Origin of the sequence: Arsenophonus apicola, from assembly GCF_020268605.1 — a bacterium.
GTDB classification, from domain to species: Bacteria; Pseudomonadota; Gammaproteobacteria; order Enterobacterales; family Enterobacteriaceae; genus Arsenophonus; species Arsenophonus apicola.
The window spans coordinates 1581784-1607155 of sequence record NZ_CP084222.1; the positions used below are offsets into that span (position 1 = coordinate 1581784).

Genomic DNA, 25372 nt, shown 5'->3' on the forward strand with positions numbered 1-25372 from the left:
AAGATAACGCAGTTGGCAAAACGAACGTTTGCTGCGCCTAAATTTTTTATTTCTCGTCTTGCTAGCTCTATATGGAATACTCTGTTTGGTGCGAAAAATGAATCAGTGATAGTAGCGCCTGCTGAGTTGGTCGCTCGCGCTATGCGGACTAATATAGGCGGAATTTGCCATGCTTTAAATAAACAGATAGCAAATGGTACAGTTGACGGTATTTTTCGGCAATCTCCTGATAGTGCAACATATAATAAAAATAATGCAGCTCAACTAGTTAAAGTCTTTAATAGCGATGAGTGTTATTCAGATCCAATCGCGTCGGCATGGATGGTAAAGTACTATATAGCTGAAAATTTACCTAAAATAACTATCGAAGAATTTAATGATAGTAAAAATCAAGATGAATTTAATGGTTTACTTGATAATAAAATTAATCAAATAAACTGTGAAAGGACACGAGAAAATATACAAGCCTGTTTTAGCACTATTGCAAAAGCAGTAAATCTGGCTGAGCGATTAAAGACGAATAATGGGGAAATAAAATTAACACAAGCTAGTATTATTGGCTCAATGTTAACCGCCTTTATCGAAAAATCTACAGATCCGTTGGCTGAACTCAATTTCATGAAAGATAAACAAAGCCAATTTTCCAACATGATGGCAAAATATGTTGTTAATAACGATAAGTAAATAAATATAATTAAATGTCTGCTAAAATATGCCTTATTATTAACAAATTAATAATTATTTTGTGAGTAATATTTATTAGCAGACTTTATTTAATTATTTCTTATTAAAAATTTGTTTTTTATTTGCCGGGTTAACATAATTATTGCCAGCGGAATAATATTTGCCATCTATTTTTAACTTAATCTTAACAATAAGATATATTTTTCCTTTAATATATATAACATAATATAACAATATAATATCTAACGTTATTTTTTGTTATATTGACTATTCATATAATTATATAAACTCATTTTATAACTATTTCATTTTCTACAAATAATATATTTACTGTTTATAAAAAGTTAGTTATTTATTTTGTAGAAAATAGAAAAGCTAAATTTAGTATTGGTGTTATTTAATTATATTTACACTTGTCGATGCAAATATATAAAATAAATAATGGAGTTAAAATGCGTTTAGATAGTTTTTCCAACACCAACAATACAGAACCATCATGGACAGAAGCAACCTCAGCAACTTCGGTAATATCAACAATTCAAAGAAGCTTTAATAATTTTATCAATACAGTAACGAGTTTGGTAAATAATTTCACGGGAGTAAAAAATAGTTCCAGTGAATTTGAATGGAAATCAAGGGATGCATTTAGCTATTCATCCCAACCGCTAAAATTTCCCGTTGAATTACGTAAAGTAATTCATTATCGTCAGATGGAATGACTTTAACCAACCAAAACTCGTCAGAGGTAGCACGATCATCTTCTGTAAAATCCGAAAGCACGTTATTAAAAACACCAGAGTTGGCACGATCAACTTCTGTGAAATCCGAAAGCGCTATTTTAAATGAAAAACAGCAGAAAACTGGCCTCAATGGTTTTTTCAAATTTAACATGTCTACTTTTTGGCAGAAAAATGTTTCCTCAACCAATGATAATGTTGATCAGAATAAAGTAGCAGCAACTAAAATTGCTGAAGTTGCTAAAGCGTGTGTTGAAGAAGCGATGCACACCGGTATTGGTGGAATTTGCGCCAATTTAAATCAACATATTAGTAACAAGTGTGTTGAAGGTATTTTTAGGGGAGATCCTAGTAGCCAAATTTATAATAAAAATGATAATAGCAAACTGATTAAGGCATTTAGTACACCAGAATTACAATCTGAATCCATCGCGTTGGCCTGGATGGTAAAAACCTATTTAGGTGAATTTTTTCCCAAAGTCACAATGGATGAATTAGATATAATTATGACAATGGATAAAAGTGTGCCAGATGAAGTGCAACAATTAGATCAGGTCGTTGCACAAGAGGAATTTAAAAATTTAATTGATGACAAAATTAGTACGATTGGATCAGAGGAAACACAAAAAAATCTGAAAGCTTGCTTTGCCTCAATGGCACAGGCACTCTGTTTGATTAAGAGTGATGACAATATTCAAGGCTTAACAAAATCGAGTATTGTGACATCAATGTTACCCAGGATCATCGATATAACGCCTGCACAATTTATGAGTTATACCGCAAATACAGGTAGGATCACCGATTTGATGGCAAATTATCTTACTAGCCAGCATTAATTTATCTAACTAACAACAGCCCGCCTTTAAATGATATTCTTGATTAGCCAATATATTATTGTTGGTATATCAATTTATTGGCGGGCTGATTATCCTTATTAGGCCTTTAATTCCAGTTCATTCATTGCAGCAATACTGAATCCACCATCAACATGCAGAATTTCACCGGTAACTCCCGCCGATAAATTAGAACAGAGAAAAGCGGCACAATTGCCAACATCTTCAATCGTCACCGTGCGGCGAATCGGGGTCACTGATTCACAATGTGATAGCATTTTACGAAAATCTTTAATGCCTGAGGCCGCTAATGTGCGGATTGGACCGGCTGAAATACCGTTAACTCGAATAGCTTCAGGCCCCATTGCGTTAGCCATATAACGAACATTTGCTTCCAAAGAGGCTTTTGCTAATCCCATAATGTTATAGTTAGGGATCGCGCGTTCAGCACCCAAATAGGTTAGAGTGACCAGAGCAGAATTAGGATTTAACATACTTCGGCAAGCTTTTGCCAACGCAACAAAGCTATATGAACTAATGTCATGGGCAATGCGAGATCCCTCGCGGGTAACCGCATCAACATAATCACCATCAAGTTGATCGGCTGGTGCATAGGCAATTGAATGGACAAAACCATCAAATTTAGGCCATACTTTTGCCAGCTCGGCAAATAATGCCGTGATACTTTCATCGGAAGCGACATCACATGGCAAAACAATACTAGAGCCAAAGTTGTTTGCCATCTCTTCCACGCGAGATTTCAGCTTATCTCCTTGATAACTAAAGGCCAGTTCAGCGCCTTGTTGGTGCATTGCTTGTGCAATACCGTGAGCAATAGATAGTTTACTGGCTAAACCAGTGATCAGAATGCGCTTGCCGCTCATAAAGCCCATAAGCCGTATCCTTGTAAATTTTTAAATAATAATACTAATGTACACAGCATAAATTATCTATTGTAAATAGTATTTATGCATTATTTGTTTGATAAACGGCAAAGAGTTTATCATGACAGAAGAAAATATGTTGCATTACCTCGCTGATCCGATCAGTTTTTTTGTCTTTATACTAGATAACATCTTGTCGCCAGGCATCGGCAGATAAAAGTTCACCAAAGTGGCTAGCAATTAAGCGTCGGGTCACTTCATGTAAGGGTGAAGCCAGCACTTCGGCGGTATTACCTCTTTCGACCACAACGCCATTATCCATCACCAGCACTTTATCGCTGATATGTTTCATCATACCAAGATGTTGAGTAACATAAATATAGGAAATACCTTGTTTTTCTTGTAGTTCAAGCATTAAATTAATGATTTGAGAACGCATTGTCATATCTAGGGACGCCAGTGCTTCATCGGCAATAATAATCTCAGGTTGAAGAATTAACGCTCTTGCCAGTGCTACTCGCTGTTTTTGACCCGCGGCTAACATATGCGGGTAATAGCCAGCGTGATCAGGTAATAGCCCAACTTGACGAAGAGTCTGTTCTATACGCTCTTCACGTTCGTGAACGGAAAGTGAAGTATTTAGAATTAAAGGGATTTCAAGAATTTGACCAATACGTTGTCTGGGTGTTAAAGAAGTACTGGGATCTTGAAATATCATGCGTATGCGTTGACTACGATAACTATAATCGCCAAAGTTAAGCTGATGGCCATTAATAAAAATTTCACCACCCGTGGGTTCAATCACACCTGATAACATGCGGGCTAGGGTTGATTTACCTGATCCGTTAGCGCCGATAATAGCCAAGGTTTCACCAGATTTTAGGGTAAAACTTAACGGCTTTACTGCTTCTAACAGTTGAGTTTGAAATAACCCGGTGCGATAACGAAAGGTTTTAGTCAGATTTTTAATTGCCAGTAACGGTGTTGTCATGGTGTTTCCTCCATGTTAAGAGGAAAATGGCAGGCAAAGGCCCGACTTTTTATGCTGCGTAGCGGCGGGGTTATAATACACGTTTTTTGGGCATAGGGACAACGAGGGCCAAGACGGCAACCAATCGGCAAGTGCTCTAAAGAAGGAATCGCCCCAGGTAGTGTATTTAGTCGACTTTTATGAGGAAGTGGGCTGCCAAAATCGGGTACAGCACGTATTAAGGCTTGGGTATAAGGATGATGAGGGCGGACCAATAACTCTTCAGGAGTTGCACTTTCAACGGTTTGACCGCAATAGAGTACACTAATACGATCAACCAGTTTGCTCATCATTTGCATATCATGACTAATTAGTAGAATTGTCATATTATTGTTTTGATTTAATCTATCAAGCAGACGAAATATTTGCGCTTGCGTCGTGGATTCCATTGCATTGGTGGGTTCGTCTGCAATCAATAATCGTGGTTGGTTTGCCAGCGCAATAGCTATCATCACTTTCTGACATTCACCTTCTGTAAGCTCATAAGGATAGCTGTACATAATATCATCGTGATCTTTAATTCCGACACGATGGAGCAATTCAATTGCGCGTCGCCTACGCCAGCTAAATCGTTGCCACCACCGGCCTTTAAAAGTCCATTGAGGTATTGATTGAATGAGTTGTTTACCAATATTTTCAGCTGGATCTAAACAGGATTGAGGCTCTTGAAAAATCATGGAAATATTATGGCCTATCACTCTGCGCCGCTGCCGTGCCGTAAGTTTTAGCAGATCTATATCAAGAAAATAAAAACGATCGGCTGTCACTTTTAGATTATCTTTAGTAACGCCACAAATGGCTTTAGCAATTAAGCTCTTACCTGAACCAGATTCGCCAGCTAAGCCGCGAATTTCGCCCTCATTTAATTGTAAAGAAACATTATCGACAGCTTTTACTGGCCCTTTCGCAGTCATAAATTCGATAGTGAGGTTACGGATATCTAATAATGGCATTATTCAACCCCCGCATTAATCGCGCGATGTAAGCCATCACCAAGTAAGTTAACAAACAATACGCTGAACATAATGGCTGCACCAGGAAGAAAAACCGTCCATGGTGCCACATAAATCAACTCTAAACTATCACCGAGCATAGTGCCCCATTCAGCAGTGGGTAATCTTGCGCCTAAATCAAGAAAGCCTAACGCAGCCATATCCAAAATAGCCATAGAGAGAGTGCAAGTAATTTCCGCTACTAAAATAGGTGTAATATTGGGTAATACGGTATACCAAAGGATATAAAAGTTTGACGCACCGTCAAGTCGAGCGGCAAGAACATATTCTGTATCAAGTTCATCGCGTACAGCGCTGTAGATTGTTCTAACAATTCTTGGTAATAAGGCTAGCCAAATTGCAATCATCGCATTTTCAAGGCTTGAACCGGCAAAAGCAACAATGATAATCGCCAGTAGCAGTGAGGGAATGGATAATAGAGTATCTAACACATGATTTAAAATAGCTGATTTTAAGCCATGAGTGATACCCGCTAAGCAACCTAATATTAATCCAACCAACGTCGTGCTAATGGTGATCACTAGTGCAGAGCCGAAGGTAGATGCGGTACCAATAAGTAATCGACTTAAAATATCACGGCCCAGATCATCAGTACCCAAAAAAAATGCCACATTACCATAATGTGACCAGGATGGAGGTAGTAGCTGGTAGCCTAAAAATTGTTGGTTAATGGTATAGGGGGCTAAGTAGTTGCCAAGTAATGTCAAAACGAAGAGAAAAACAACACCATAAAAACCAGTCATTGCCAATATATCATTAGAAAAGAATCGCCAGACAACCCGGATTGGCGATGGCATTTTTTGTTCGCGATAAAAATTATCTGAAGACATACCCATCCTTATATTTAGAAGGGTTCATCATAGCGCCTAAAATATCCGATATGACATTAACGAAAATAACTAAAGTACCAATAATCATTACGCCAGCAGAAATCGCTGAGTAATCATTTTGCCGAATCGCCGTTACTAACCAACGCCCCAATCCTGGCCAATTAAAGACAAGCTCAGTGATCATCGCTAGTGTGATCATAGTAGAAAATTGCAAACCTAGCTTTGGAATAATGGGGGGAAGTGCATTGTGTAATACATGGCGTTTGATAATAGTAATACGGGATAGTCCTCTGGTTGCCGCTGCTTTAATATAATTTTCACCCATAACGGCTTCAGTACTATTTTTCATTAAACGTATCATTTCCGAAATGGGCGCAATAGCTAATGTAATAACCGGTAAAATCAAATGTTCTAAGAGATTAATAAACATTTGACTACGATAGATTGAATTAGATAGCCACACATCGATTAAGGCAAAACCAGTAACCGGTTCAAGATCATACAGTAAATTAATTCTTCCAGAGACCGGTAACCAGCCTAACTTTAATGAAAAAAGCAGGATAAATAATAAAGCCAACACAAAAATTGGCATAGAAAAACCGATAAGGGTAAAAATTTTAATAATGTAATCAATGGGTTTATTTCGCCAAACACCAGCAATAATACCGGTTGGAATGCCGATCATTAAAGCTAAGATAAATGCTAAAAAACACAATTCCATGGTGGCAGGAAAAGTGGCATTTAGCTGATCACTAATGGGTTGGCCATTAATACTGGAAAAACCAAAATTCCAATGTAATAAACTGGTTAAATAAAAAATATAGGCATCCCATAATGAAAGTCCACTTAAGGGAGCATCCGCAGTAAAATAGTTTAAACTAAAACTAATTAGCGTCAGTAGAAATAAGGTAATAATTAATAGCAATAACCGCCTTAATGCGTAAATAATCACCACGCAGCTCCTTCCGCATCATCAAAATAAGAGTCCGCTGGCAGTGGGGTTTTAATCGACTCATCACGATAGACCCCGGCAAAAGATGAATTACCAAAGGCGCTAATAACTAGCCCTTTGATATCGTAGCGATAAGCTTGTAAATGTAATGAATAAGCTAGCGGTAATACGGGTAATTCTTTGGCCAATAATGATTGTGCTTGATGGTAATAATTAATGCGTGATGAAATACTTTGGCTTACCAATGCCTTACGTAAAAGCTCATCAAAGTAGGGGTTACACCATTGGCTCAAATTAGTATGAGATTCAATTGCTGGGCAACTAAGCAGAGGACGGAAAAAGCTATCTGGATCATTACTATCCGTTGACCAACCGTCAAGAACCATATCATAGTTGCGATCATTGAGTTTATTTTCTAATAGATTGCCTTCTACAGGGTGAATATCCATCTTAATGCCTACTTTGGCTAAATCTGCCTGAATAAGTTCTGCAGTTTTTAACGGACTCGGATTATATGATTGAGAAATCACTGGCACCCAAAGATCTAATTTCATACCAGACAAGCCTAGCTCTTCCAGCATCTGTTTAGATTTTTCTGGATTATAGTCGGTTACTTTAATTTGATTATCATAAGCCCATGAAGCTCTTGGTAAAACAGAAGTTGCCGTTTCAGCGGTGCCATAATAAATAGATTGCATTAATCTTTCATTATTAATGGCATATGCAACGGCTTGTCTAACCTTTAATTGATCAAACGGCGGATTACTAGTGTTAAAAATCAGGTAGGCGATATTCATGCCAGCGCGCATTGATAGCCGTAAACGGGCATCTTCACGTAACACCTTTAATTGACTAGCAGCTGGATAAGCTAATACATCGCATTCGCCGGTTAATAATTTAGATATGCGTCCTGTACCACCTGCACCAAGATCAATTACAACTTGCTTCATTAAAGGTTTGCCTTTCCAGTAATTATCATGGCGAGTTAGTTTGATAAATTGACCGGTTTGATAACCAGCCAATATGAAAGGACCGGTACCAATAGGTTGCCAATCAATAAATTCTTTATGATTAATTTTATTAAGATATTGCGCATATTCTTGCGAAAGTATGGGAGCATAACGAGTAGCCAAATGCCAGAGAAATGATGCATCAGGCGTATATAGTTTAAATTCAACGGTATAATTATCTATCTTACGAATGCTACGGATATTGTTAGCTAATTGCAGGCTATCGAAATAGGGATAGTTGCCACCACCGACATAATGATAAGGATGGTTTTTATCAAACATACGGGAAAAACTAAACACAACGTCATCAGCATTGAGCGTTCGTGTCGGCGTGAACCAATCCGTTGTTTGAAATTGAATATTGCGTTTTAAATAGAATCGATAAGTTGCCCCTTTATCGAATGATTTCCAGCGTGAGGCGAGTTCGGAATTTAGTTTGTAGGTAAATGGATTAACTTCTAATAACCGATCGTAAAGTTGAGCGGCAAGTGGGTCAATAATCAGCCCGGTGCTAGCAATTTGAGGATTAAATGTGGTAACAATGCCATTAACGCAATAGATGAAACTGGTTTGACGAATTTGTGGTGGAAGGGTGTCTGCTAATGCATTTATTGTCACTACATTTATTAAAATAATCCATAAAATTAGGTACCGCATATAAAAACCTATTATAATTGCGAATGGCTTTATTGTAGCTTAACTCCCGCTATGCAACAAAATAGAGTTGATAAAATTATTAGTTATTTGTTGAGAAAAATTCTCAACAAACTGCTTTACAAACGATATTGATAACTACTATTATCAGCCTGTCTGCTAAACGGGTTATCATCAACTAGTCGCCTTAATTTACTGTAGACACGACATTGCTCACATTGCTTCAATTTTTTTGCCAGCATCGGGTGCTGGCTATTTTCTTGATTACTTACTTTTTTTTACATTTTTGTGATCAGGCAAGTTATGCTTTTTCAGTAATCCTCTTAATTGATGATAGGTTAGTTTTAATTGCGCAGCGGCTAGCCGCTGATTAAAGTGACTTACTTGTAATGCCTGTTCGAGCAAAATTTTTTCCGCTGTATGCTGCCATTGTTTTAAATCAATCGGAAGTTCAGGCAGTCCATCCTTTTCTTTTGTTACCACCGATGTCTTTAACCTGCTAGCAAAAGGATCGAAGATAATTAAATCTAATGGTTCAGTGCTATCACCGTGTCGATAGACGGAACGCTCAATAACATTCTTCAATTCACGCACATTGCCAGGCCAAGGATACATGGACAAATTTTGTTGCGCTTTAATGGAAAATCCAGGAAAAAACGACAAATTGAGCTCGCGGCACATATTAATAGCGAAATGTTCGGCCAGTAACATAATATCGGTTAATCGCTCACGTAATGGTGGGATGTGGATGACATCAAAGGCCAGACGATCAAGTAGATCGGCCCGAAATAAGCCTTTGCTAGCTAATTGAGGTAGATTAGTGTTGGTTGCGCAAATAAGCCTAACATCAACTTTCAGGCTTTGACTACCCCCAACCCGTTCTAGTTGGCCATATTCGATAACGCGCAATAGTTTTTCTTGCACAATCATGGGGGCGGTGGCCAATTCGTCAAGAAAAAGTGTGCCTCGGTTTGCGCGCTCAAAGCGACCTAAATGTCTTTTCTGTGCGCCAGTAAATGCGCCAGCTTCGTGACCAAATAATTCGGAATCTAACAAATTTTCATTCAGTGCACTGCAATTAAGGGAAATAAACGGCTCTTGCCAACGTGGTGACAGATAATGAAGGCGATTAGCTATCAACTCCTTACCTGTCCCACGCTCACCTATAACTAAAACCGGTTTACTCAGTTTGGCAAGGGCTGAAGTTTGCTCCAGTATTTCTAAAAAATTATCAGCAGTGCCAAGAATATTATCAGTAGTGTCTGGTGTGGTCATTTTAGCCATTTATTGGTCATTTTAATTCATATGCAAATTATAGCGAAAAGTGAGCTAAAAGATAACAAAATAAAAAGCGATTTATTTCATAAGGTTATATCAATTTATTAAGTTGGCACGAAAATTGTTTATCAATAACTATGTTAAAAATAAATGACAAATCAATCATTCAATATAAATTGAGGAATTTATCGATGGGTATTTTTACACGTTTCGCAGATATCATTAATGCTAATGTTGCTTCTTTATTAGATAAAGCAGAAGATCCACAGAAAATGATCCGCTTAATGATCCAGGAAATGGAAGATATGTTAGTTGAGTCCCGTTCAATCTCGGCCCGCACCTTAGCAGAGCAGAAAGGATTAGAACGTCGTATTGCCACTGGTGAAAAGCAAATTATTCAATGGCAGGAAAAAGCAGAACTGGCGCTAGTTAAGGATAAAGAAGATTTAGCTCGCGCCGCATTAATAGAAAAGCAAAAAGTGGCTACCCTGGTTGATACACTAAAAAGTGAGTTAATCATGGTTGATGAAACTTTAGTGCGAATGAAAGGTGAGATTGCCGAATTAGAGCAAAAACTGACTGAAACACGGGCAAAGCAGCAAACTATGGTATTAAGGCATCAAGCGGCTCAATCTAGTCGTGATGTGCGTCGCCAGTTAGATAGTGGTAAGCTGGATGAAGCGCTGGCACGTTTTGAACAGTTTGAACAGCGAATTGATCATATGGAAAGTGAGGCACAGAGTTATCAGGTAGGAAAACAAAAATCTTTAGAGCAGCAGTTTGCTGAATTGAAAGCTGATGATGAAATCAGTGAGCAATTGGCTGCGTTGAAAGCTAAACTGAACAAAGAAGATTAATCTATTGTAGCCAAAATTAATGATGAATAAGGAAATGTGATGGGCTCTATATTTATTGGGTTAGTTTTATTGATCTTTATTATCTTTATTCTACCTATCTGGTTATGGTGCCACTACGGTAAGAAAGGCGTTAGCCATAGTCAATTAACGCAGAATGAGATCCAGCGACTAACACAGTTAGCCGAGCGAGCACAACGCATGCAGCAACGGATCAAAGCGCTGGAAGATATTCTGGATGCAGAGCATCCAAATTGGAGGCAATTATAATGGCAAAAATGGGCGATAGAAAACTTTATCGACTGACTGATCAGCGTATGATTGGTGGTGTTTGTGCTGGGCTGGCGCATTACTTTGATTTACCCGTGAATTTAGTCCGGGCACTGGCAGTTGTGGCATTATTCTTGGGATTTTTTGCCATTACTATCGTTATTTATCTGTTAATGTGGTTTTTTATTGAACCGGCACCGGCGGGTTATCAGGACGAATCGGATATTAGTCTTAAGGTCACTAAGTTACTAAATGAAATTGATCAGCAAATGAAAGCCGGTGAAAAAAAGCTGCGCCAGATGGAGCGCTATATCACTTCTGATAGATTTAGTATTGATAGTCGCATCAATAAATTGTAACTATTTGTCAAATGGCGGTAGAGTAAATTATGCTCTACCGTAAAATCATTTTTCTTATCAATTAGACTTATTCTAAGTATTAACTTAATCATATGATGTTAAGCGGACAAAAATTGAAACTTCTAGGCAAAAAAACGGCAAGAATAGCCATAGTTATGGCTATTCATTACGCGCCAGCAGGAATAATCGGTCTAATGTTAAAATATATTAGCCGAAAACCTTTGCGATGGTTTATGTTAATAGTGATGCAGCCATTGCTACGTTTAGGCATTGCTAAACTTGGGCGTAATTTGTTGTGGGAGAAATATGAGAAGATTGCGAAGTGAGCTGAGTCAACTTGTCAATCGAAGTGTAGATCGTCATGTCCGTATAGCGGTTACCGGGCTTAGTCGTAGTGGTAAAACGGCATTTATTACGTCAATGGTTAATCAATTTCTGCATGTGCAAAGTGGGGCGCGTTTACCACTATTTTCCGCCGCTAGAGAGGGTCGTTTATTAGGTGCAAAGCGGATCCCGCAGAAACATTTTAATATTCCCCGTTTTGCTTATGACGAAAGTATAGCAGCATTGTACCATTTTCCTCCTCAATGGCCGATTCCTACTAGTGGGATCAGTGAAATATGTTTACAACTACGTTATCGATCACAACACAGTTTGCTACGCCACGTTAAAAACACTGCTAATTTATATGTTGAAATTATTGACTATCCAGGTGAATGGTTGCTGGATCTACCTATGTTGACTCAGGACTATTTTAGTTGGTCACGGCAAATGCAACAGCTATTAAAAGATCGTGGCAATGAGGGCGCGCAGCAATGGTTGCAACTTTGCCAACAGTGCGACCCTTTTGCGGCGGCTGATGAGAAACTATTAGCCAATATTGCCCAGGCTTATACCGATTACTTGGTTTTTTCTAAACAACAGGGACAATATTTTATTCAACCAGGGCGATTTATTTTGCCGGGTGATCTGGCCGGGGCGCCAGTATTGCAGTTTTTTCCTTGGCTTAATATTGATACAACGGATGAACAGAAATTAAAGCAAGCGGACAAACAGTCTAATATTGGTATGCTGCAACAGCGTTATAATTATTATTGCCAGAAAATTATCAAGCGTTTTTATAAAGAGTATTTTCAACATTTTGATCGGCAAATTGTCTTAGTTGACTGTTTAACTGCGTTAAATAATGGTTCGGCAGCATTTAATGATATGCAGAATGCATTGACCCAAATTATGCGTAGCTTTCATTATGGTAAAAGCACATTATTGCGGCGCATGTTCTCACCTCGCATCGATAAATTACTTTTCGCAGCAAGTAAAGCTGATCATATAACTCATGATCAACAGGCCAATTTAGTCTCATTGCTACAGCAATTAGTTCGTACGGCCTGGCAAAATGCTGCTTTTGAAGGGATCAGTTTGGATTGTATCGCGCTGGCTTCAATTCAGGCGACGGAAAACGGCAGGATTGAATATCAGCGAGAGCAGTTACCTGCATTAAAGGGACATAGATTAAGTGATGGTCAATTAATGACCTTTTTCCCTGGCGAGGTGCCCAGACGTTTGCCTAATGCTGATTTTTGGTTAAAGCAGGAATTTGATTTTGAATCTTTTCTGCCTCGCGAAACAGCGACTGATCAGCCTGTTGCTCATATTCGATTGGATAGTGCTTTAGAATTTTTACTCGGAGATAAATTGAAATGAGTAAACCGCTAAAATCCCGCATCGATTTTGATGAGTCTTTGCCATCAAATAAACAACCAAAGTTAAAAAAAGCCAAAGTATTTGATCCATTAGTATCTGAACAATTCGCCGCTAGCAGTCAGCAAACAGAAGATGATGAGCGAGAAGGTGAAATTGAGGCACTGGTTAATGCTGCGCTCAAACCGCGCTATAGTTTTTGGCGTAAACTGGTGGTTATTGCATTAAGCTTAATTGTGGTTAGTTTTTTTGCCCAAACAGCTCAATGGGTTTACCGAGCGTGGTTAAAGCAAGTTTGGGTTTCTTTAGCTTTTGTCACAGCGGGAGGCTTAATTATTATTGCCGCTATTGGCAGCATAATAACCGAATGGCGGCGGCTTTATTATTTAAAAGAACGAAGTCAAGAACGCATTCAGGCTAAAGCATTTTTGCAAAGTCATGGTATGCATGGTGGGCGTGAATTTTGTCTAAAACTAGGCCAACAATCGGCGCTTGGCCTAGATCATCCGGCGATGAAGCGTTGGCAGAGAACCATCCATGATAGTCATAATGACAAAGAAATTGTGACTCTTTATAGTCAATTAGTGCAACCTATTTTAGATGAGCAAGCTAGAAAAGAGATCAATCGCTCATCCGCTGAATCGGCGTTAATAATTGCTGTTAGTCCTTTGGCCATTGTAGACATGGCATTTATTGCCTGGCGCAATATTCGATTAATTAATCGCATTGCTACTATTTATGGCATTGAACTGGGTTATTATAGCCGTATTCGATTATTTAAAATGGTATTGCTTAATATTGCTTTTGCTGGAGCAAGTGAATTGGTGCGTGAAATTGGCATGGATTGGTTATCGCAAGACATTATGGCCAGGCTCTCAACTCGAGCAGCTCAGGGGATTGGCGCCGGTTTACTCACTGCTCGCTTAGGAATTAAAACGATGGAGTTATGCCGTCCCTTACCGTGGATGGATGATAAACCTAAATTGGCTGATTTTCGTCGTCAATTATTCAGCCAGTTAAAAAATATTATGCCAAAGGCAGTTGAGCGCAAAAATGTTTAACCAATCCATAATTAAGCTTAATAACGTCTTTTTTAATTATCTCCACTTTGATTAGATGGTGACGAGCAAAATTAGATTAATGCTTATTCGTTTATAATTTCTTGTGTTAGTGCTTATGTGTTAAAACATTTTCTATGGCAGCTTAATAAATAAAAATGCATACTTAACTAATTGAATAGTGAATTATATAGATATAAGGTTTTCAGTGATGCGATTAGAAGTGATTTGCCAAGATCGAATGGGGTTAACACGTGAATTACTTGATTTACTTGTTTTACAAAACATTGACCTTGAAGGGATTGAAATTTCACCAAATCGTCATATTTATCTCAAATTTGCTCAAGTCGACACCATGACATTTCAACAGTTAATGACTGAAATTCGGCGTATTCGCGGTGTTAAAGATGTTAAGACGGTCTCTTTTATGCCTTCTGAACATGAAAAAAAATTATTATTGACTTTATTAAATACTTTTCCCGATCCTATTTTTTCAGTTAACAGCAAAGCTAATATCGAATTAGCTAACTCTGCAATGTTAAAATTGTTTGCTATTCATAATAACCAATTAAAAGAAAAAAAATTCAATCAGCTAATAAATCATCAGCGGTTGGCAAAATTACTGGAACAAAATAATTTACAACCTTATTCGGAACGACTATTAATCAAAGGTAATAAATATCTGCTCCAGGTTACGCCAATTAACAATAATAAAATAACGGATTCGACTGACAATACAGGCGCTATTATTTTATTAAAGGCCTTGCCCGCAGAGCAGCAATATCAAGCAAATGAAAAGGGAAAAGTAGATAGTTTTAGTCAGATCATTGCGGTTAGTCCCAAAATTAGTCAGCTAGTTGAGCATTTAAAAAAAATAGCCCTACTTGATGAACCGTTGCTATTGGTTGGTGAAACAGGAACGGGTAAAGATATTTTAGCTAAAGCATGTCACTTACAGAGCATGAGAGGTGATAAACCTTTCTTAGGATTGAATTGTGCATCGATGCCAGAAGATGTGGTAGAAAGTGAACTATTTGGTTACGCAGCAGGGGCTTATCCAAATGCCATTGAGGGCAAAAAGGGATTTTTTGAGCAAGCGAATGGTGGTACTGTTTTATTGGATGAAATTGGCGAAATGTCGCCACAAATGCAGATCAAACTGTTACGTTTCTTAAACGATGATACATTTCGTCGGGTAGGTGAGGAGCAAGAAGTTAAAGTTGATGTCAGAGTGATCTGTGCGACCCAAAAAAATTTGTTGGAATTAGTTGAAAAGGGACATTTAAGGCAAGATCTTTATTACCGCCTGCATGTGTTAACGGTAAACTTACCCCCGCTGCGTGAACGACAAGCGGATATAATGCCGCTTACAGAAGAATTTGTCAGGCAATTTTCACTGGAGCAACACATTGAAAAACCGAAACTTTCACCTAAATTAGCGCCTTACCTTGCCAATTATCATTGGCCTGGTAACGTAAGGCAGCTACGTAATGTTCTCTATCAGGCTTTAATTCAGTCGGCGGGACGAGAATTAACACCGCAAGATATTAATTTGCCAGATCTAAAAGATATTTCTCTATTTTCCGCCGATCAATTAAATGGCACGTTAGATGAATTGACAAAACATTTTGAAGCTTCAATATTAGCTCGACTTTATCAAGATTATCCTAGTACGCGTAAATTAGCGAAACGGCTGAATGTATCGCATACAGCAATTGCAAATAAGTTGCGGGAGTATGGATTAAGTCATAAAAAAGAGAGTGAAACTGAGTGATAGATTAACCAGAATTGAGATAGCGATAAGTTTTATCGCTATCGAATTAGAGTGACACAACTAGTTTAATAAAAAAATATTTTCATTTAGTATTATTATCATTATTTTAATGCATTGAGGGCTGCATCATAGTTGGGTTCATGGCTAATTTCATCAACTAATTCACTATAAATCACTTTATCATTTTCATCGATAATAACCACAGCACGAGCGGTTAATCCTTTTAATGGCCCAGAAGTCATTTCTACACCATAGTCTTTACTGAAGCCTGGCGCACGGAAAACTGATAATGTAACTACATTATCTAGCCCCTCAGCGCCACAAAACCGGCTCTGTGCAAAAGGAAGATCGGCAGAAATACACAATACAACACTGTTTTCTAGTTGGCTGGCTAACTGATTGAATTTACGAAAAGAGGTAGCGCAGACACCGGTGTCAATACTAGGAAATATATTAAGAATTTTTCGTTTGCCTTGATAATCTGACAAAGATTTTTCTGCTAGATCGTTAGCGACAAGGGAAAATTCTTTAGCTTTATCACCCGGTTGCAAGAAAGTACCATTGATAGCAACAGATTGCCCTTTGAAATTTGTACTAGTTGACATCTTATCCTTTCCTCGCTTAATAACATTTAGTTCAACAATTCTAAATGAAAATAATTAAGTTTCCTATCTAAATCGTTACAACAACTTGTTATATCTAATTGTTTTAACCAAATTATTTTCTATAATTATAATAACATCGGGATATAATATGGAAATCTATATGCTTCGCTATAAAACAGCATTAGCAATATTCTTTTTTAATTGTATCGTGAATACTAAACCTGCAGTAGCTGCAGTAGCTGCAGTAGCTGCAGTAGCTGCAGTAGCTGCAGTAGCTGCAGTAGCTGCATTAGTGGCTAGAGGGGACTCATTAGCTGAAAAACAAGAGGTAGTTAGGCAAATTAATGCAGATCCAACTTCTTTTGATCCTATTAGAGAGATTGGTTTAGCCGAAGCACATGTAATACGTGATTTATTCGAAGGATTAACTAATCAAAATGAAGCAGGCCGTCCCATTCCAGCTGTAGCCAATAGTTGGACAAATGCTGGTAATCGTATTTGGTTTTTTTATTTAAGACCAGATGCCAAGTGGTCAAATGGTGACCCTGTCACGGCCAAGGATTTTGTTTATAGCTGGCGTCGCTTAGTTGATCCGATAAATCATTCACCATTTGCTTATTTTGCCACTTTGGCGGGTATTAAAAATGCGCAAAAAATTATTAATAATGAATTACCTATTGAAAAATTAGGTGTAGAAGCCCTTGATAATTATACTTTTGAAAGTGACTTTGGAACAGCCAGCACCCTATTTTCTAAATTTAACTAGTCATTTTAGTTTCTTTCCAGTTAATCAAAAAATAATTGCCAGATATGGCCAAAATTGGCTGACACCGACTAACTTAGTTGGTAATGGTGCTTTTCGCTTATCTGAGCGGATTGCCGGCGAAAAAATAGTTTTACAACCTAACCGATACTACTGGGATCATAAAAATACAATTTTAACTAAAGTGACTTTTGTGCCGATTAAGCAAAGTGCTCGCGCATGGCAAAGTTATTTTGCCGGTGATGTTGTCGAAACTGAATTTTTGCCTGAACATTTAGATAGCAAATTATTGCAGCAAATACCGGATGAGTTTTATCTGGTTGGGCAGTTGGCGACTTATTACTATGTTTTTAATACGCAAAAGCCCCCTACTGATGATAGGCGAGTGAGAAGAGCATTAACTGTATCAATTGATAGAGATGTTATTACCAACAAAATATTAGCTGATGGAGAGAAAGTCGCTTATCGCTTTATACCCGATGTCATCGCCGATTTTACCCCGGAAAGAGGTTGTTATGATGGCTATGGACAAAAAGAGTTAGACGAACAAGCTAGAGTTCTATTACATTTAGCCGGATTTAGTAGCCATAATCCGTTAAGGCTTTCTCTTGTCTACAATAATTCAGAAAATAATAAAAAGGTAGCTATAGCTATCGCCTCAATGTGGAAAAGAAAGTTAGGCGCTCAGATAACCTTGATTAATCAACAATGGAAAACTTACACTGAGAGTCGTAATTCTGGTCATTTTAATGTGCTGGGTGCAGCCAGAGTTGCTGAATATAATGAGCCCTCGAGTTTTTTAAATGTCATGACATCTTCTAACCGTGGTAATTGGGCTAAATTCCAAAACAGTGACTATGACCAAATTATTGCCTCGGCGATGATGGAAAAGAGTAGTAAAAATCGCAATCGATTTTATAATCGTGCAGAAAAAATGTTGTTAACACATGCGCCTATTGCACCGATTTATTATTACAGTCGCGGTTACTTAATTAAATCTTGGTTAAAGGGCTATCCAGTCAATAACCCAGAAAATGTAAGTTATAGCCATACACTATATGTTATTAAACATTAAGTTAATCTTTAATTAGCCTGTTTAATGCAGGGCCGTGATGAAATTTATGCCCTGACGTCATATAAGGCGATTAAGATGGCAAATTAGACCACTAGAATCGATAACCTAAACCAATATTTAATCCATTAAATGTGGGATTTGTATGATCATTATGACTATTGGCGCCTTCATAACCTATATAGAGGCTAAGCATTTTGATTGGGTGAATTTTTATTCCAGCTCCCCAGCTAAGGCCGGTGGTATGTTTCATGGAATCAATAATTATATTTTCAATCTCGAACTTTTCGGTGTTTTTTAGGGTAAAACGGGCAAAACCGATGGTGCTATATAAAGTTAAATAGTCATTTAAACGATAACTGGGACCGGCTTGTAAGCTGAGGTAATTAGTATTAACTTTATGTTTGATCAGTTGATGGAGATTATTGTAGCTGTACCAATGATTAACACCTTTATTCCAGCTTATCGATGTTAATACCCCCCAATAATTATCTATTTGGTAGTCATAGTTAAGATTTAAACCGGTAACAGAATTACCATGATAATAGAGATTAGAATAGCCTAGACTAAAGGTTTGCGATTGAGGCGAAGCTGCAAATCCTGTTGGCGAAAAAAATAAATGGGTCATTAAAGTAAAAATAACTGTTTTTTTCATAACTGTCCCTAGTTTATGGTTTTTATTATAATTATTTTAATTATTTTTTATTTGTAATCAACTTTTAATTAATTTGTTTTTAATTATAATATTTTGAATTTAAAAGTATTATTAATTAATTTGAATTTATTTTATTTTTGTTTTAATTAATTTTTATGATGTATTTTGACGAATAGAAAGGCTTAGTGACATAAAAATAAAATGTTAGTCGCAAATTAATCATATAACAATTGAGTAAGAAAGCTTTAATTAAACAGAAATGCGACTATTTTTAAAAGGAAAAAACAAAAATTCACCGTAATAGGGGGATAGGTGTTGTGGCTATTTATGGCTCAATAATACAGGGTTCTGAACCTGTGCATGCATACCAATTAGATGGTGAAGGTGGCTTCATAACGATTGATGTTAATGCGGAAGCGACACCACAGATGCCGTTTTGGCTGCACTATGATTATAGAAATAAAGCCAGTTATCAATGGATAAAGCATTCTGCATTATTCAATTCAACTATTAAAGATGGATTAACTGGAAATATTAATCGGTTGCGTATAATAAGAACCGGTGATGGCACACTGATTAATTTACAAACGATTAATAAAAATATTGGTGACCGGCCTGAACAGTTGGTTGCCTTTCGTATTTATATTAATAATCAGATAATTGTTTCCAGTCGCCACCGTAAAGTTAAATCCCTTGAGCCAGTTATCGACGATCTGACTCATCATGTTGGCGCAAAAACGAGCGGTGAATGGTTAGTCGAGGTCGCTGATTCGATTAACGATGAAGTCAGTGATTTTACCGATATATTGCATGATCGTTTAATTAAAATGGAAGAAAAAATATTAACTGAAGAGATCCCGGAGCGGGGAAAATTAGCGTTGTTGAGAAAACAGATTATTATCGTGCGCCGTTATATGTCTACTCAACGGGATGTATTTGCTCGTTTAGCCACCGAAAAATTTCAATGGATGAGTGATGATGATCGCCACCGCATGCAGGAAAATGCTGAAAGACTTGGGCGATGCATTGATGAATTAGATGGTTTTGTTGCTCGTACCGCTGTTATTACCGATGAAATTAATGCGTTGATATCAGAAGCAACTAATAAACGGATTTATACTATGTCAATGTTAGCGATTGTTTTTCTTCCATCAACCTTTTTAACCGGATTATTTGGGGTCAACCTCAATGGTATACCTGGTAGTGAGTTTAAATTTGCCTTTAGTATTTTTTGTTTATTATTAAGCTGTTTAATTACTTTTGTGATCTGGTGGTTAAAAAGGGGAAAGTGGTTATAAAATAAAACATTTTCTAATATAAAATTTACAGTTGTTTAGTTTAGTAAAAATAAATTGAGCTATATCAAGAAGTTTTATACTTAGTTAAGGCAGAATTGATTTCGCAGGTGAATGCAACGTTAAGCGATGAACGTTGTGCTCCATAATTGTAGTTTTTCTCATATTGAGTTCTTATACAGAATAATTGACCACTATCAGCCGATGTTTAATACATCGGCTTTTTTTATTCTGTTTCAACGATATTAATTCGATTTGAGTGAGGGCTATCTGGCTCGGTAAAATGGTGGGCGTTGATTATGGAAAATGTTTCGTTATCAAATGCCAAATCGCCACCATTAACAATGTTGCTGGTATGGTTAAGTTGTTTGAAGTTGAATAGGTTACTGTCGCATAAATGAGAAGGAACAATATTTTGCATTGCTTGAAACATTGTTTCAATTCGCCCTGGGTACTGTTTGTCCCACTCTCTTAACATATTGCCGATGACTTGCCGTTGTAAATTGGGTTGAGAACCACAAAGATTGCAAGGAATAATTGGAAATGCTTTAATTTTTGCGTAGTTGGCAATATCTTTTTCCCGGCAATAGGCTAAGGGTCGAATAACAATATGTTGACCATTGTCACTCATTAACTTTGGTGGCATCCCTTTGAGTTTGCCACCATAAAACATATTGAGAAATACGGTTTGTAAAATATCATCACGGTGATGGCCTAAAGCGATTTTAGTGGCGCCAAGTTCGCTTGCAGTGCGATATAAAATACCGCGACGTAGGCGAGAGCATAGTGAGCAGGTCGTTTTTCCTGCCGGTATTTTTTCTTTCACAATACCATAAGTATTTTCTTCAACTATTTGGTATTCAATCCCGAGTTTATCGAGATAAGATGGCAAAATATCAGCCGGAAAACCGGGTTGCTTTTGGTCAAGATTAACGGCAAACAGAGTAAAATTTACTGGCGCGCTTTTTTGTAAATTTTGTAATATTGATAATAATGTGTAACTATCTTTGCCACCAGAAAGGCAAACCATAATCCGATCATTTTCTTCAATCATATTGAAATCAGCGATCGCCTGGCCAACGTTACGACGCAACTTTTTTTGTAGTTTATTAAAGTTATACTGTTCTTTTTGTTGATTCATATTTATTACTGATGTATTAAAGGTAATCGATTTTATTATCAAAAGAATGATTTTTAAATCCACTGCGATAAGAAAACGCGACCAGTTTAGGCTAGTTTAAAGCAAAAGAAAACTTTTGCTGATTATTTTAGTTTTACCCCAAGACTGGCGATCAATGTTTCGATTATCTTACCATTGTGATGATATAGTTTATATTTAGGAGTATAAATGAACGGATTGGCTTATTTATTAATGTCGATTGTGGCTGAAGTAATAGCAACCACATCATTAAAGGCTTCTGATGGTTTTACCCGTTTGTTGCCATCGATTATTGTTGTTGTTGGTTATAGCATTTCATTTTTTGGCTTATCACAAGTAGTCAAAATGATGCCATTAGGCATTGCCTATGCTATTTGGTCTGGTTTAGGGATCGTGCTGGTGTCAGTGGCAGCGTTGTTTCTTTATCAGCAAAAATTAGATTGGCCAGCTATTTTAGGAATTTTGTTAATTATTTCCGGGGTTTTAGTTATTAATTTGCTGTCTAAAAGTAGTGTTCATTGATAATCGTTATAAGGTGTATCAGTTAATAATCTATTCAATCTCACACTTATTTAGCGGTTTACTATTTCCAGCTAATAACCCCGTAATATTTTCATTAAATCGTCATAGCGAAAGCTGGACTGAAAATTATTAGTCCAGCTAAAATTGTCTTAATAACTATTTTTTTTAAATCCTAAAAATTGGCTTAACAGGACAATTATTGCTAACAAAAAATAAGCAATAAAAATAATTAATAACCATACAGACATTTCTATATTTAAAAATGACCACTGTTTTTGAATGCAGTCACCATAGGCTTCAAAAACAGCTGGAAACCAGTGATTAAGTGGTAGCCATGATGGAAGGTTAACGGCAAAATCGCACGAGTCAAAAGGCGATGGGTAAAATTTTAGTCGGGTATGTTCCCAGGTTAGTTTCAATCCTTGCCAACTGCTGTATAACCATAAAATGAGAGCCACGTAGCGAAGAGTACTTTTTGGTGCGATGGCCGCGATTAAACCAGCCGCCAAGATAGCGAACAGTGCAATCCGTTCGTAAATGCATAATACACAGGGTCTAAGTCCCATACCGTGTTGAAAATAAAGTGCAATAATTTCTAACATACAGGCGCTGATAGCCAGTAACAACCAGGATTTTCTGGTCTGAGAGTAGGAGTAAAAAAATTTAAACATGTTTATTCTATTCCATTTCTTCGAAAAGTTAGTTAGGGAAGCATATGATCTTATTTTGTTTAGACCAAAAAAAATAGCTAATTTAAATTTGTTAATAAGATAGGATAATGAATTGAAATGTAAAATGAAATTTTTCTTTAGCTGATAACTTTTTGTCTTAAAGGAAAATAAAATGCTATAATTTTCAATTAAATAATAGCATTTCTAATAAAAATTATTTAGCTATATTTATCAAGCCTAATGAAGCGAACCACTCAGTTGCTGGGATCAACCATAGTTCTATTGCTAATAAACCGACTAATGTCATCACAATAGTATAAGGTAATGCCATAATAACCATTCTGCCATATGAGAGGCGAATAAGTGGTGAAAGTGCTGAAGTCAATAAAAACAGAAAAGCAGCTTGACCGTTTGGTGTTGCTACTGAAGGTAAGTTAGTTCCTGTATTAATGGCAACCGCCAGATATTCATATTGTTGGCGTGATATTAACCCTTCTTTTAAAGCACTCATTGCTTCATTTATATAGACAGTACCAACAAAAACATTGTCTGAAATAGCAGAAAGTAACCCATTGAATAAGTAGAATAAAAACAGTTGTGATGATTCAGATGACTGTAATACAAATTGAATAAATGGTGTAAAAAGATGTTGATCAATAATAACTGCAACAATTGAGAAAAATACCGTTAATAAGGCGGTAAAGGGTAAAGCTTCTTCAAATGCTTTGCCAATGGTATGTTCGTCAGTGATGCCACAAAATGAGGTAATTAAAATAATCACAGATAAACCAATTAAGCCAACTTCTGCAAGATGGAAAGCTAAAGCAATAATTAACCAAACACCAACTAATGCTTGAGTTATTAGTTGCAGTTTTTCCCGTCGATCCCGTTTTCTACTGGCATTTTTATCGTGCATTTGCAAAATATGGCGGACGCTTTCTGGTAATTCTGCTCCGTAACCGAATAATTTAAAATGTTCGACGCAATAGCAAATAATTAAGCCACATACAAATACCGGTAATGTTACTGGGATCATATGTAAGAAAAAAGCACTAAAATTCCATCCAACATATTTAGCAATAATTAAATTTTGTGGCTCACCAACCATTGTCATTACACCACCTAATGCAGTTCCAATGCCGGCGTGCATCATTAAGCTACGTAAAAAAGCGCGAAATTGTTCAAGGATTTGGTTTTTTTCCCTGGTGTCGGCGTTATTTTCCGGCTGAAAAGGTTCTTTCTGACTGGATACATAGTTATGATAAATAGAATAAAAACCAACGGCTACACTGATCACGACAGCAATTACCGTTAACGCGTCTAAAAAAGCGGAAAGAAAAGCGCTTGCTAGGCAGAAAGCCAGGGAAAGTATACGTTTAGAATGAATTGACAGCAGTAATTTTGTGAAAGCAAATAACAATAATTGTTTCATGAAATAAATGCCTGCCACCATAAAGATCAGCAGCAATATCACTTCAATATTATTAGCGATTTCATGACTAACTTGTTTCGGTGAAGTCATGCCAATGATTATCGCTTCAATAGCAAGTAATCCACCCGGCTGTAGCGGGTAGCATTTTAGCGCCATAGCAAGGGTAAAAATAAATTCGGCAATTAGTAACCAACCGGCAATAAAAGGGTTAACGAAAAAAAAGCACAGTGGATTGATTATCAAAAAGAAAATAATGGTCAATTTGTACCATTCAGGGGAATTACCCAGGAAATTTTTCAACATAATTTGTCTGGTATTTATATTCATTATTACTTGCTTTCCTTCACTAGTAGGTAAGTAAAATTGGCTAACGTAGCATACTACGTTTTTTCAATGCTAGAAATTAAAAGAACGATCTCCTAATTAACGACAAATTGTATTAACTCTTTATGATCAGATTAGTATTTCTTAATAACTTGGCTACCTCAAAGTTTTTCATTCTGATATTATCTCGTTTTATAATGACAAAAAATTTGTTTTAGGTAGAGAAAAATATGATTATTAGAGCGCAAAGTCCCGCTAATTTTGCAGAAGAGTATATAGTTGAAAGTATTTGGAATAATCATTTTCCCCCAGGTTCTATTTTACCTGCAGAACGTGAGCTATCAGAACTGATCGGTGTTACAAGAACAACATTACGAGAAGTTTTACAGCGGCTGGCAAGAGACGGTTGGCTAACTATTCAGCATGGAAAACCAACTAAAGTAAACAATTTTTGGGAAACTTCAGGACTTAATATTTTAGAAACGGTGGCTCGCTTAGATCATAGTGGGGCACCAAAATTGATTGAGGATTTATTATCGGTCAGAACCAATATTTCCGCTATTTTTATTCGAACTGCCTTTCGTAAAAATAAACAAAAATCATTGGAGATATTATCAATAAGAGAAAATATAGAAGATTGTTCTGAAGCATTTAGTAGAGTTGATTATAATATTTTTCGTGGACTGGCATTTGTTTCTGGTAATCCTATTTATGGCTTGATCCTAAATGGTTTAAAAGGACTATATACCCGCGTTGGTCGCTACTTTTTTTCTGATCCTACAGCGCGTCAACTTGCTTATAATTTTTATCATGATTTAGCTAAAATATGTGAACAAGAAAAGTGTGAGCAGGTGCTAGATAGGGTTCGTAGCTATGGCAAAGAGAGTGGTAATATTTGGCGTGAGATGAAAGATAAAGACAATATGATAAATAATTTGTCTGAATCACGTTAA

24 protein-coding genes and 2 pseudogenes are annotated in these 25372 nt (G+C 37.0%); 14 read left to right on the forward strand and 12 right to left on the reverse strand.

Features of this window, described 5'->3' with window-relative positions:
• The first annotated feature begins 12 nt into the window (after positions 1–12).
• The 3 genes from LDL57_RS07455 (at position 13) to LDL57_RS07465 (ending at position 2257) form a co-directional block, all read left to right on the forward strand.
• Complete coding sequence (locus tag LDL57_RS07455; protein WP_180559969.1) at positions 13–684, forward strand: hypothetical protein; 672 nt, start codon at positions 13–15, stop codon at positions 682–684.
• Positions 685–1136: 452 nt separating this feature from the next.
• The gene (locus LDL57_RS07460; protein WP_225507410.1) at positions 1137–1403 is read left to right on the forward strand and encodes a hypothetical protein; all 267 of its coding nucleotides are present in this window, start codon (positions 1137–1139) and stop codon (positions 1401–1403) included.
• The gene (locus LDL57_RS07465; protein WP_225507411.1) at positions 1400–2257 is read left to right on the forward strand and encodes a hypothetical protein; all 858 of its coding nucleotides are present in this window, start codon (positions 1400–1402) and stop codon (positions 2255–2257) included. The genes LDL57_RS07460 and LDL57_RS07465 overlap by 4 nt, the downstream gene beginning before the upstream one ends.
• A 98-nt stretch (positions 2258–2355) precedes the next feature.
• Here the strand turns inward: LDL57_RS07465 and fabI are convergent, their stop codons facing one another.
• From fabI to pspF, 7 genes are all read right to left on the reverse strand, one after another.
• The gene (fabI, locus tag LDL57_RS07470; protein ID WP_180559967.1) at positions 2356–3147 is read right to left on the reverse strand and encodes an enoyl-ACP reductase FabI; all 792 of its coding nucleotides are present in this window, start codon (positions 3145–3147) and stop codon (positions 2356–2358) included.
• A gap of 172 nt (positions 3148–3319) precedes the next feature.
• Positions 3320–4129 carry a putrescine export ABC transporter ATP-binding protein SapF gene (gene sapF, locus LDL57_RS07475; protein ID WP_180559966.1) on the reverse strand — a complete coding sequence of 270 codons (810 nt, stop codon included), beginning with the start codon at positions 4127–4129 and terminating at the stop codon, positions 3320–3322.
• Positions 4126–5121, reverse strand: a complete 996-nt coding sequence (gene sapD / locus LDL57_RS07480) for a putrescine export ABC transporter ATP-binding protein SapD (protein ID WP_180559965.1) — start codon at positions 5119–5121, stop codon at positions 4126–4128. Before sapD ends, sapF begins: the two co-directional genes overlap by 4 nt.
• A complete protein-coding gene (sapC, locus tag LDL57_RS07485) occupies positions 5121–6011 on the reverse strand; it encodes a putrescine export ABC transporter permease SapC (protein WP_225507413.1) in 891 nt (296 codons plus the stop codon). Before sapC ends, sapD begins: the two co-directional genes overlap by 1 nt.
• Positions 5998–6963, reverse strand: a complete 966-nt coding sequence (gene sapB, locus LDL57_RS07490; protein ID WP_180559963.1) for a putrescine export ABC transporter permease SapB — start codon at positions 6961–6963, stop codon at positions 5998–6000. The genes sapC and sapB overlap by 14 nt, the downstream gene beginning before the upstream one ends.
• Positions 6960–8630: an ABC transporter substrate-binding protein SapA gene (sapA, locus tag LDL57_RS07495; RefSeq protein ID WP_180559962.1), complete on the reverse strand. Its 1671-nt coding sequence runs from the start codon at positions 8628–8630 to the stop codon at positions 6960–6962. Before sapA ends, sapB begins: the two co-directional genes overlap by 4 nt.
• A 261-nt stretch (positions 8631–8891) precedes the next feature.
• Positions 8892–9911 (reverse strand): phage shock protein operon transcriptional activator, encoded by a 1020-nt coding sequence (pspF, locus tag LDL57_RS07500; RefSeq protein ID WP_225507415.1) that lies wholly within the window; start codon positions 9909–9911, stop codon positions 8892–8894.
• 185 nt (positions 9912–10096) lie between these two features.
• Between pspF and pspA the strand changes: the two genes are divergently transcribed.
• From pspA to tyrR, 7 genes are all read left to right on the forward strand, one after another.
• Entirely contained in the window at positions 10097–10762 is a 666-nt protein-coding gene (gene pspA / locus LDL57_RS07505; protein ID WP_180559961.1) for a phage shock protein PspA, read from the forward strand.
• Between the two features lie 39 nt (positions 10763–10801).
• A complete protein-coding gene (gene pspB, locus LDL57_RS07510) occupies positions 10802–11029 on the forward strand; it encodes an envelope stress response membrane protein PspB (RefSeq protein WP_180559960.1) in 228 nt (75 codons plus the stop codon).
• Positions 11029–11388: an envelope stress response membrane protein PspC gene (pspC, locus tag LDL57_RS07515; protein WP_180559959.1), complete on the forward strand. Its 360-nt coding sequence runs from the start codon at positions 11029–11031 to the stop codon at positions 11386–11388. Before pspB ends, pspC begins: the two co-directional genes overlap by 1 nt.
• A 113-nt stretch (positions 11389–11501) precedes the next feature.
• Positions 11502–11714: a phage shock protein PspD gene (locus LDL57_RS07520; RefSeq protein ID WP_180559958.1), complete on the forward strand. Its 213-nt coding sequence runs from the start codon at positions 11502–11504 to the stop codon at positions 11712–11714.
• Positions 11695–13092, forward strand: coding sequence for a YcjX family GTP-binding protein (locus LDL57_RS07525; protein WP_225507418.1), 1398 nt, complete (start codon positions 11695–11697; stop codon positions 13090–13092). The genes LDL57_RS07520 and LDL57_RS07525 overlap by 20 nt, the downstream gene beginning before the upstream one ends.
• Entirely contained in the window at positions 13089–14150 is a 1062-nt protein-coding gene (locus tag LDL57_RS07530; protein ID WP_180559956.1) for a YcjF family protein, read from the forward strand. Before LDL57_RS07525 ends, LDL57_RS07530 begins: the two co-directional genes overlap by 4 nt.
• Positions 14151–14358: 208 nt before the next feature.
• Positions 14359–15921 carry a transcriptional regulator TyrR gene (gene tyrR / locus LDL57_RS07535; RefSeq protein ID WP_180559955.1) on the forward strand — a complete coding sequence of 521 codons (1563 nt, stop codon included), beginning with the start codon at positions 14359–14361 and terminating at the stop codon, positions 15919–15921.
• A gap of 101 nt (positions 15922–16022) precedes the next feature.
• Here the strand turns inward: tyrR and tpx are convergent, their stop codons facing one another.
• Complete coding sequence (gene tpx, locus LDL57_RS07540; RefSeq protein WP_180559954.1) at positions 16023–16526, reverse strand: thiol peroxidase; 504 nt, start codon at positions 16524–16526, stop codon at positions 16023–16025.
• Between the two features lie 208 nt (positions 16527–16734).
• Here tpx and LDL57_RS07545 point away from each other — a divergent pair.
• Positions 16735–18364 (forward strand): annotated as a pseudogene (locus LDL57_RS07545) (peptide ABC transporter substrate-binding protein).
• 91 nt (positions 18365–18455) lie between these two features.
• Here LDL57_RS07545 and LDL57_RS07550 read toward each other — a convergent pair.
• Positions 18456–19016, reverse strand: coding sequence for an Ail/Lom family outer membrane beta-barrel protein (locus tag LDL57_RS07550; RefSeq protein WP_225507420.1), 561 nt, complete (start codon positions 19014–19016; stop codon positions 18456–18458).
• Positions 19017–19333: 317 nt separating this feature from the next.
• On the opposite strand from LDL57_RS07550, the gene zntB reads away from it, so the two are divergent.
• Entirely contained in the window at positions 19334–20314 is a 981-nt protein-coding gene (gene zntB, locus LDL57_RS07555) for a zinc transporter ZntB (protein WP_370520684.1), read from the forward strand.
• A gap of 306 nt (positions 20315–20620) precedes the next feature.
• Here zntB and ttcA read toward each other — a convergent pair.
• Positions 20621–21458: pseudogene (gene ttcA / locus LDL57_RS07560) on the reverse strand (tRNA 2-thiocytidine(32) synthetase TtcA); the annotation flags it as partial.
• A gap of 201 nt (positions 21459–21659) precedes the next feature.
• On the opposite strand from ttcA, the gene LDL57_RS07565 reads away from it, so the two are divergent.
• Positions 21660–21992: a DMT family transporter gene (locus LDL57_RS07565; protein ID WP_180559952.1), complete on the forward strand. Its 333-nt coding sequence runs from the start codon at positions 21660–21662 to the stop codon at positions 21990–21992.
• Between the two features lie 149 nt (positions 21993–22141).
• Here the strand turns inward: LDL57_RS07565 and dsbB are convergent, their stop codons facing one another.
• Positions 22142–22663, reverse strand: a complete 522-nt coding sequence (dsbB, locus tag LDL57_RS07570; RefSeq protein ID WP_180559951.1) for a disulfide bond formation protein DsbB — start codon at positions 22661–22663, stop codon at positions 22142–22144.
• Positions 22664–22877: 214 nt separating this feature from the next.
• Entirely contained in the window at positions 22878–24422 is a 1545-nt protein-coding gene (gene nhaB / locus LDL57_RS07575) for a sodium/proton antiporter NhaB (protein ID WP_180559950.1), read from the reverse strand.
• Positions 24423–24649: 227 nt separating this feature from the next.
• On the opposite strand from nhaB, the gene fadR reads away from it, so the two are divergent.
• A complete protein-coding gene (gene fadR / locus LDL57_RS07580) occupies positions 24650–25372 on the forward strand; it encodes a fatty acid metabolism transcriptional regulator FadR (protein WP_180559949.1) in 723 nt (240 codons plus the stop codon).

Bases quoted from the DNA above. Each gene is read 5' to 3' on its own strand.
- LDL57_RS07460 (WP_225507410.1), top strand. From the start codon at position 1,137: ATGCGTTTAGATAGTTTTTCCAACACCAACAATACAGAACCATCATGG.
- LDL57_RS07465 (WP_225507411.1), top strand. From the start codon at position 1,400: ATGACTTTAACCAACCAAAACTCGTCAGAGGTAGCACGATCATCTTCT.
- fabI (WP_180559967.1), bottom strand. From the start codon at position 3,147: ATGGGCTTTATGAGCGGCAAGCGCATTCTGATCACTGGTTTAGCCAGT.
- sapF (WP_180559966.1), bottom strand. From the start codon at position 4,129: ATGACAACACCGTTACTGGCAATTAAAAATCTGACTAAAACCTTTCGT.
- sapD (WP_180559965.1), bottom strand. From the start codon at position 5,121: ATGCCATTATTAGATATCCGTAACCTCACTATCGAATTTATGACTGCG.
- sapC (WP_225507413.1), bottom strand. From the start codon at position 6,011: ATGTCTTCAGATAATTTTTATCGCGAACAAAAAATGCCATCGCCAATC.
- sapA (WP_180559962.1), bottom strand. From the start codon at position 8,630: ATGCGGTACCTAATTTTATGGATTATTTTAATAAATGTAGTGACAATA.
- pspF (WP_225507415.1), bottom strand. From the start codon at position 9,911: ATGGCTAAAATGACCACACCAGACACTACTGATAATATTCTTGGCACT.
- pspA (WP_180559961.1), top strand. From the start codon at position 10,097: ATGGGTATTTTTACACGTTTCGCAGATATCATTAATGCTAATGTTGCT.
- pspB (WP_180559960.1), top strand. From the start codon at position 10,802: ATGGGCTCTATATTTATTGGGTTAGTTTTATTGATCTTTATTATCTTT.
- pspC (WP_180559959.1), top strand. From the start codon at position 11,029: ATGGCAAAAATGGGCGATAGAAAACTTTATCGACTGACTGATCAGCGT.
- LDL57_RS07525 (WP_225507418.1), top strand. From the start codon at position 11,695: ATGAGAAGATTGCGAAGTGAGCTGAGTCAACTTGTCAATCGAAGTGTA.
- LDL57_RS07530 (WP_180559956.1), top strand. From the start codon at position 13,089: ATGAGTAAACCGCTAAAATCCCGCATCGATTTTGATGAGTCTTTGCCA.
- tyrR (WP_180559955.1), top strand. From the start codon at position 14,359: ATGCGATTAGAAGTGATTTGCCAAGATCGAATGGGGTTAACACGTGAA.
- tpx (WP_180559954.1), bottom strand. From the start codon at position 16,526: ATGTCAACTAGTACAAATTTCAAAGGGCAATCTGTTGCTATCAATGGT.
- LDL57_RS07550 (WP_225507420.1), bottom strand. From the start codon at position 19,016: ATGAAAAAAACAGTTATTTTTACTTTAATGACCCATTTATTTTTTTCG.
- LDL57_RS07565 (WP_180559952.1), top strand. From the start codon at position 21,660: ATGAACGGATTGGCTTATTTATTAATGTCGATTGTGGCTGAAGTAATA.
- dsbB (WP_180559951.1), bottom strand. From the start codon at position 22,663: ATGTTTAAATTTTTTTACTCCTACTCTCAGACCAGAAAATCCTGGTTG.
- nhaB (WP_180559950.1), bottom strand. From the start codon at position 24,422: ATGAATATAAATACCAGACAAATTATGTTGAAAAATTTCCTGGGTAAT.
- fadR (WP_180559949.1), top strand. From the start codon at position 24,650: ATGATTATTAGAGCGCAAAGTCCCGCTAATTTTGCAGAAGAGTATATA.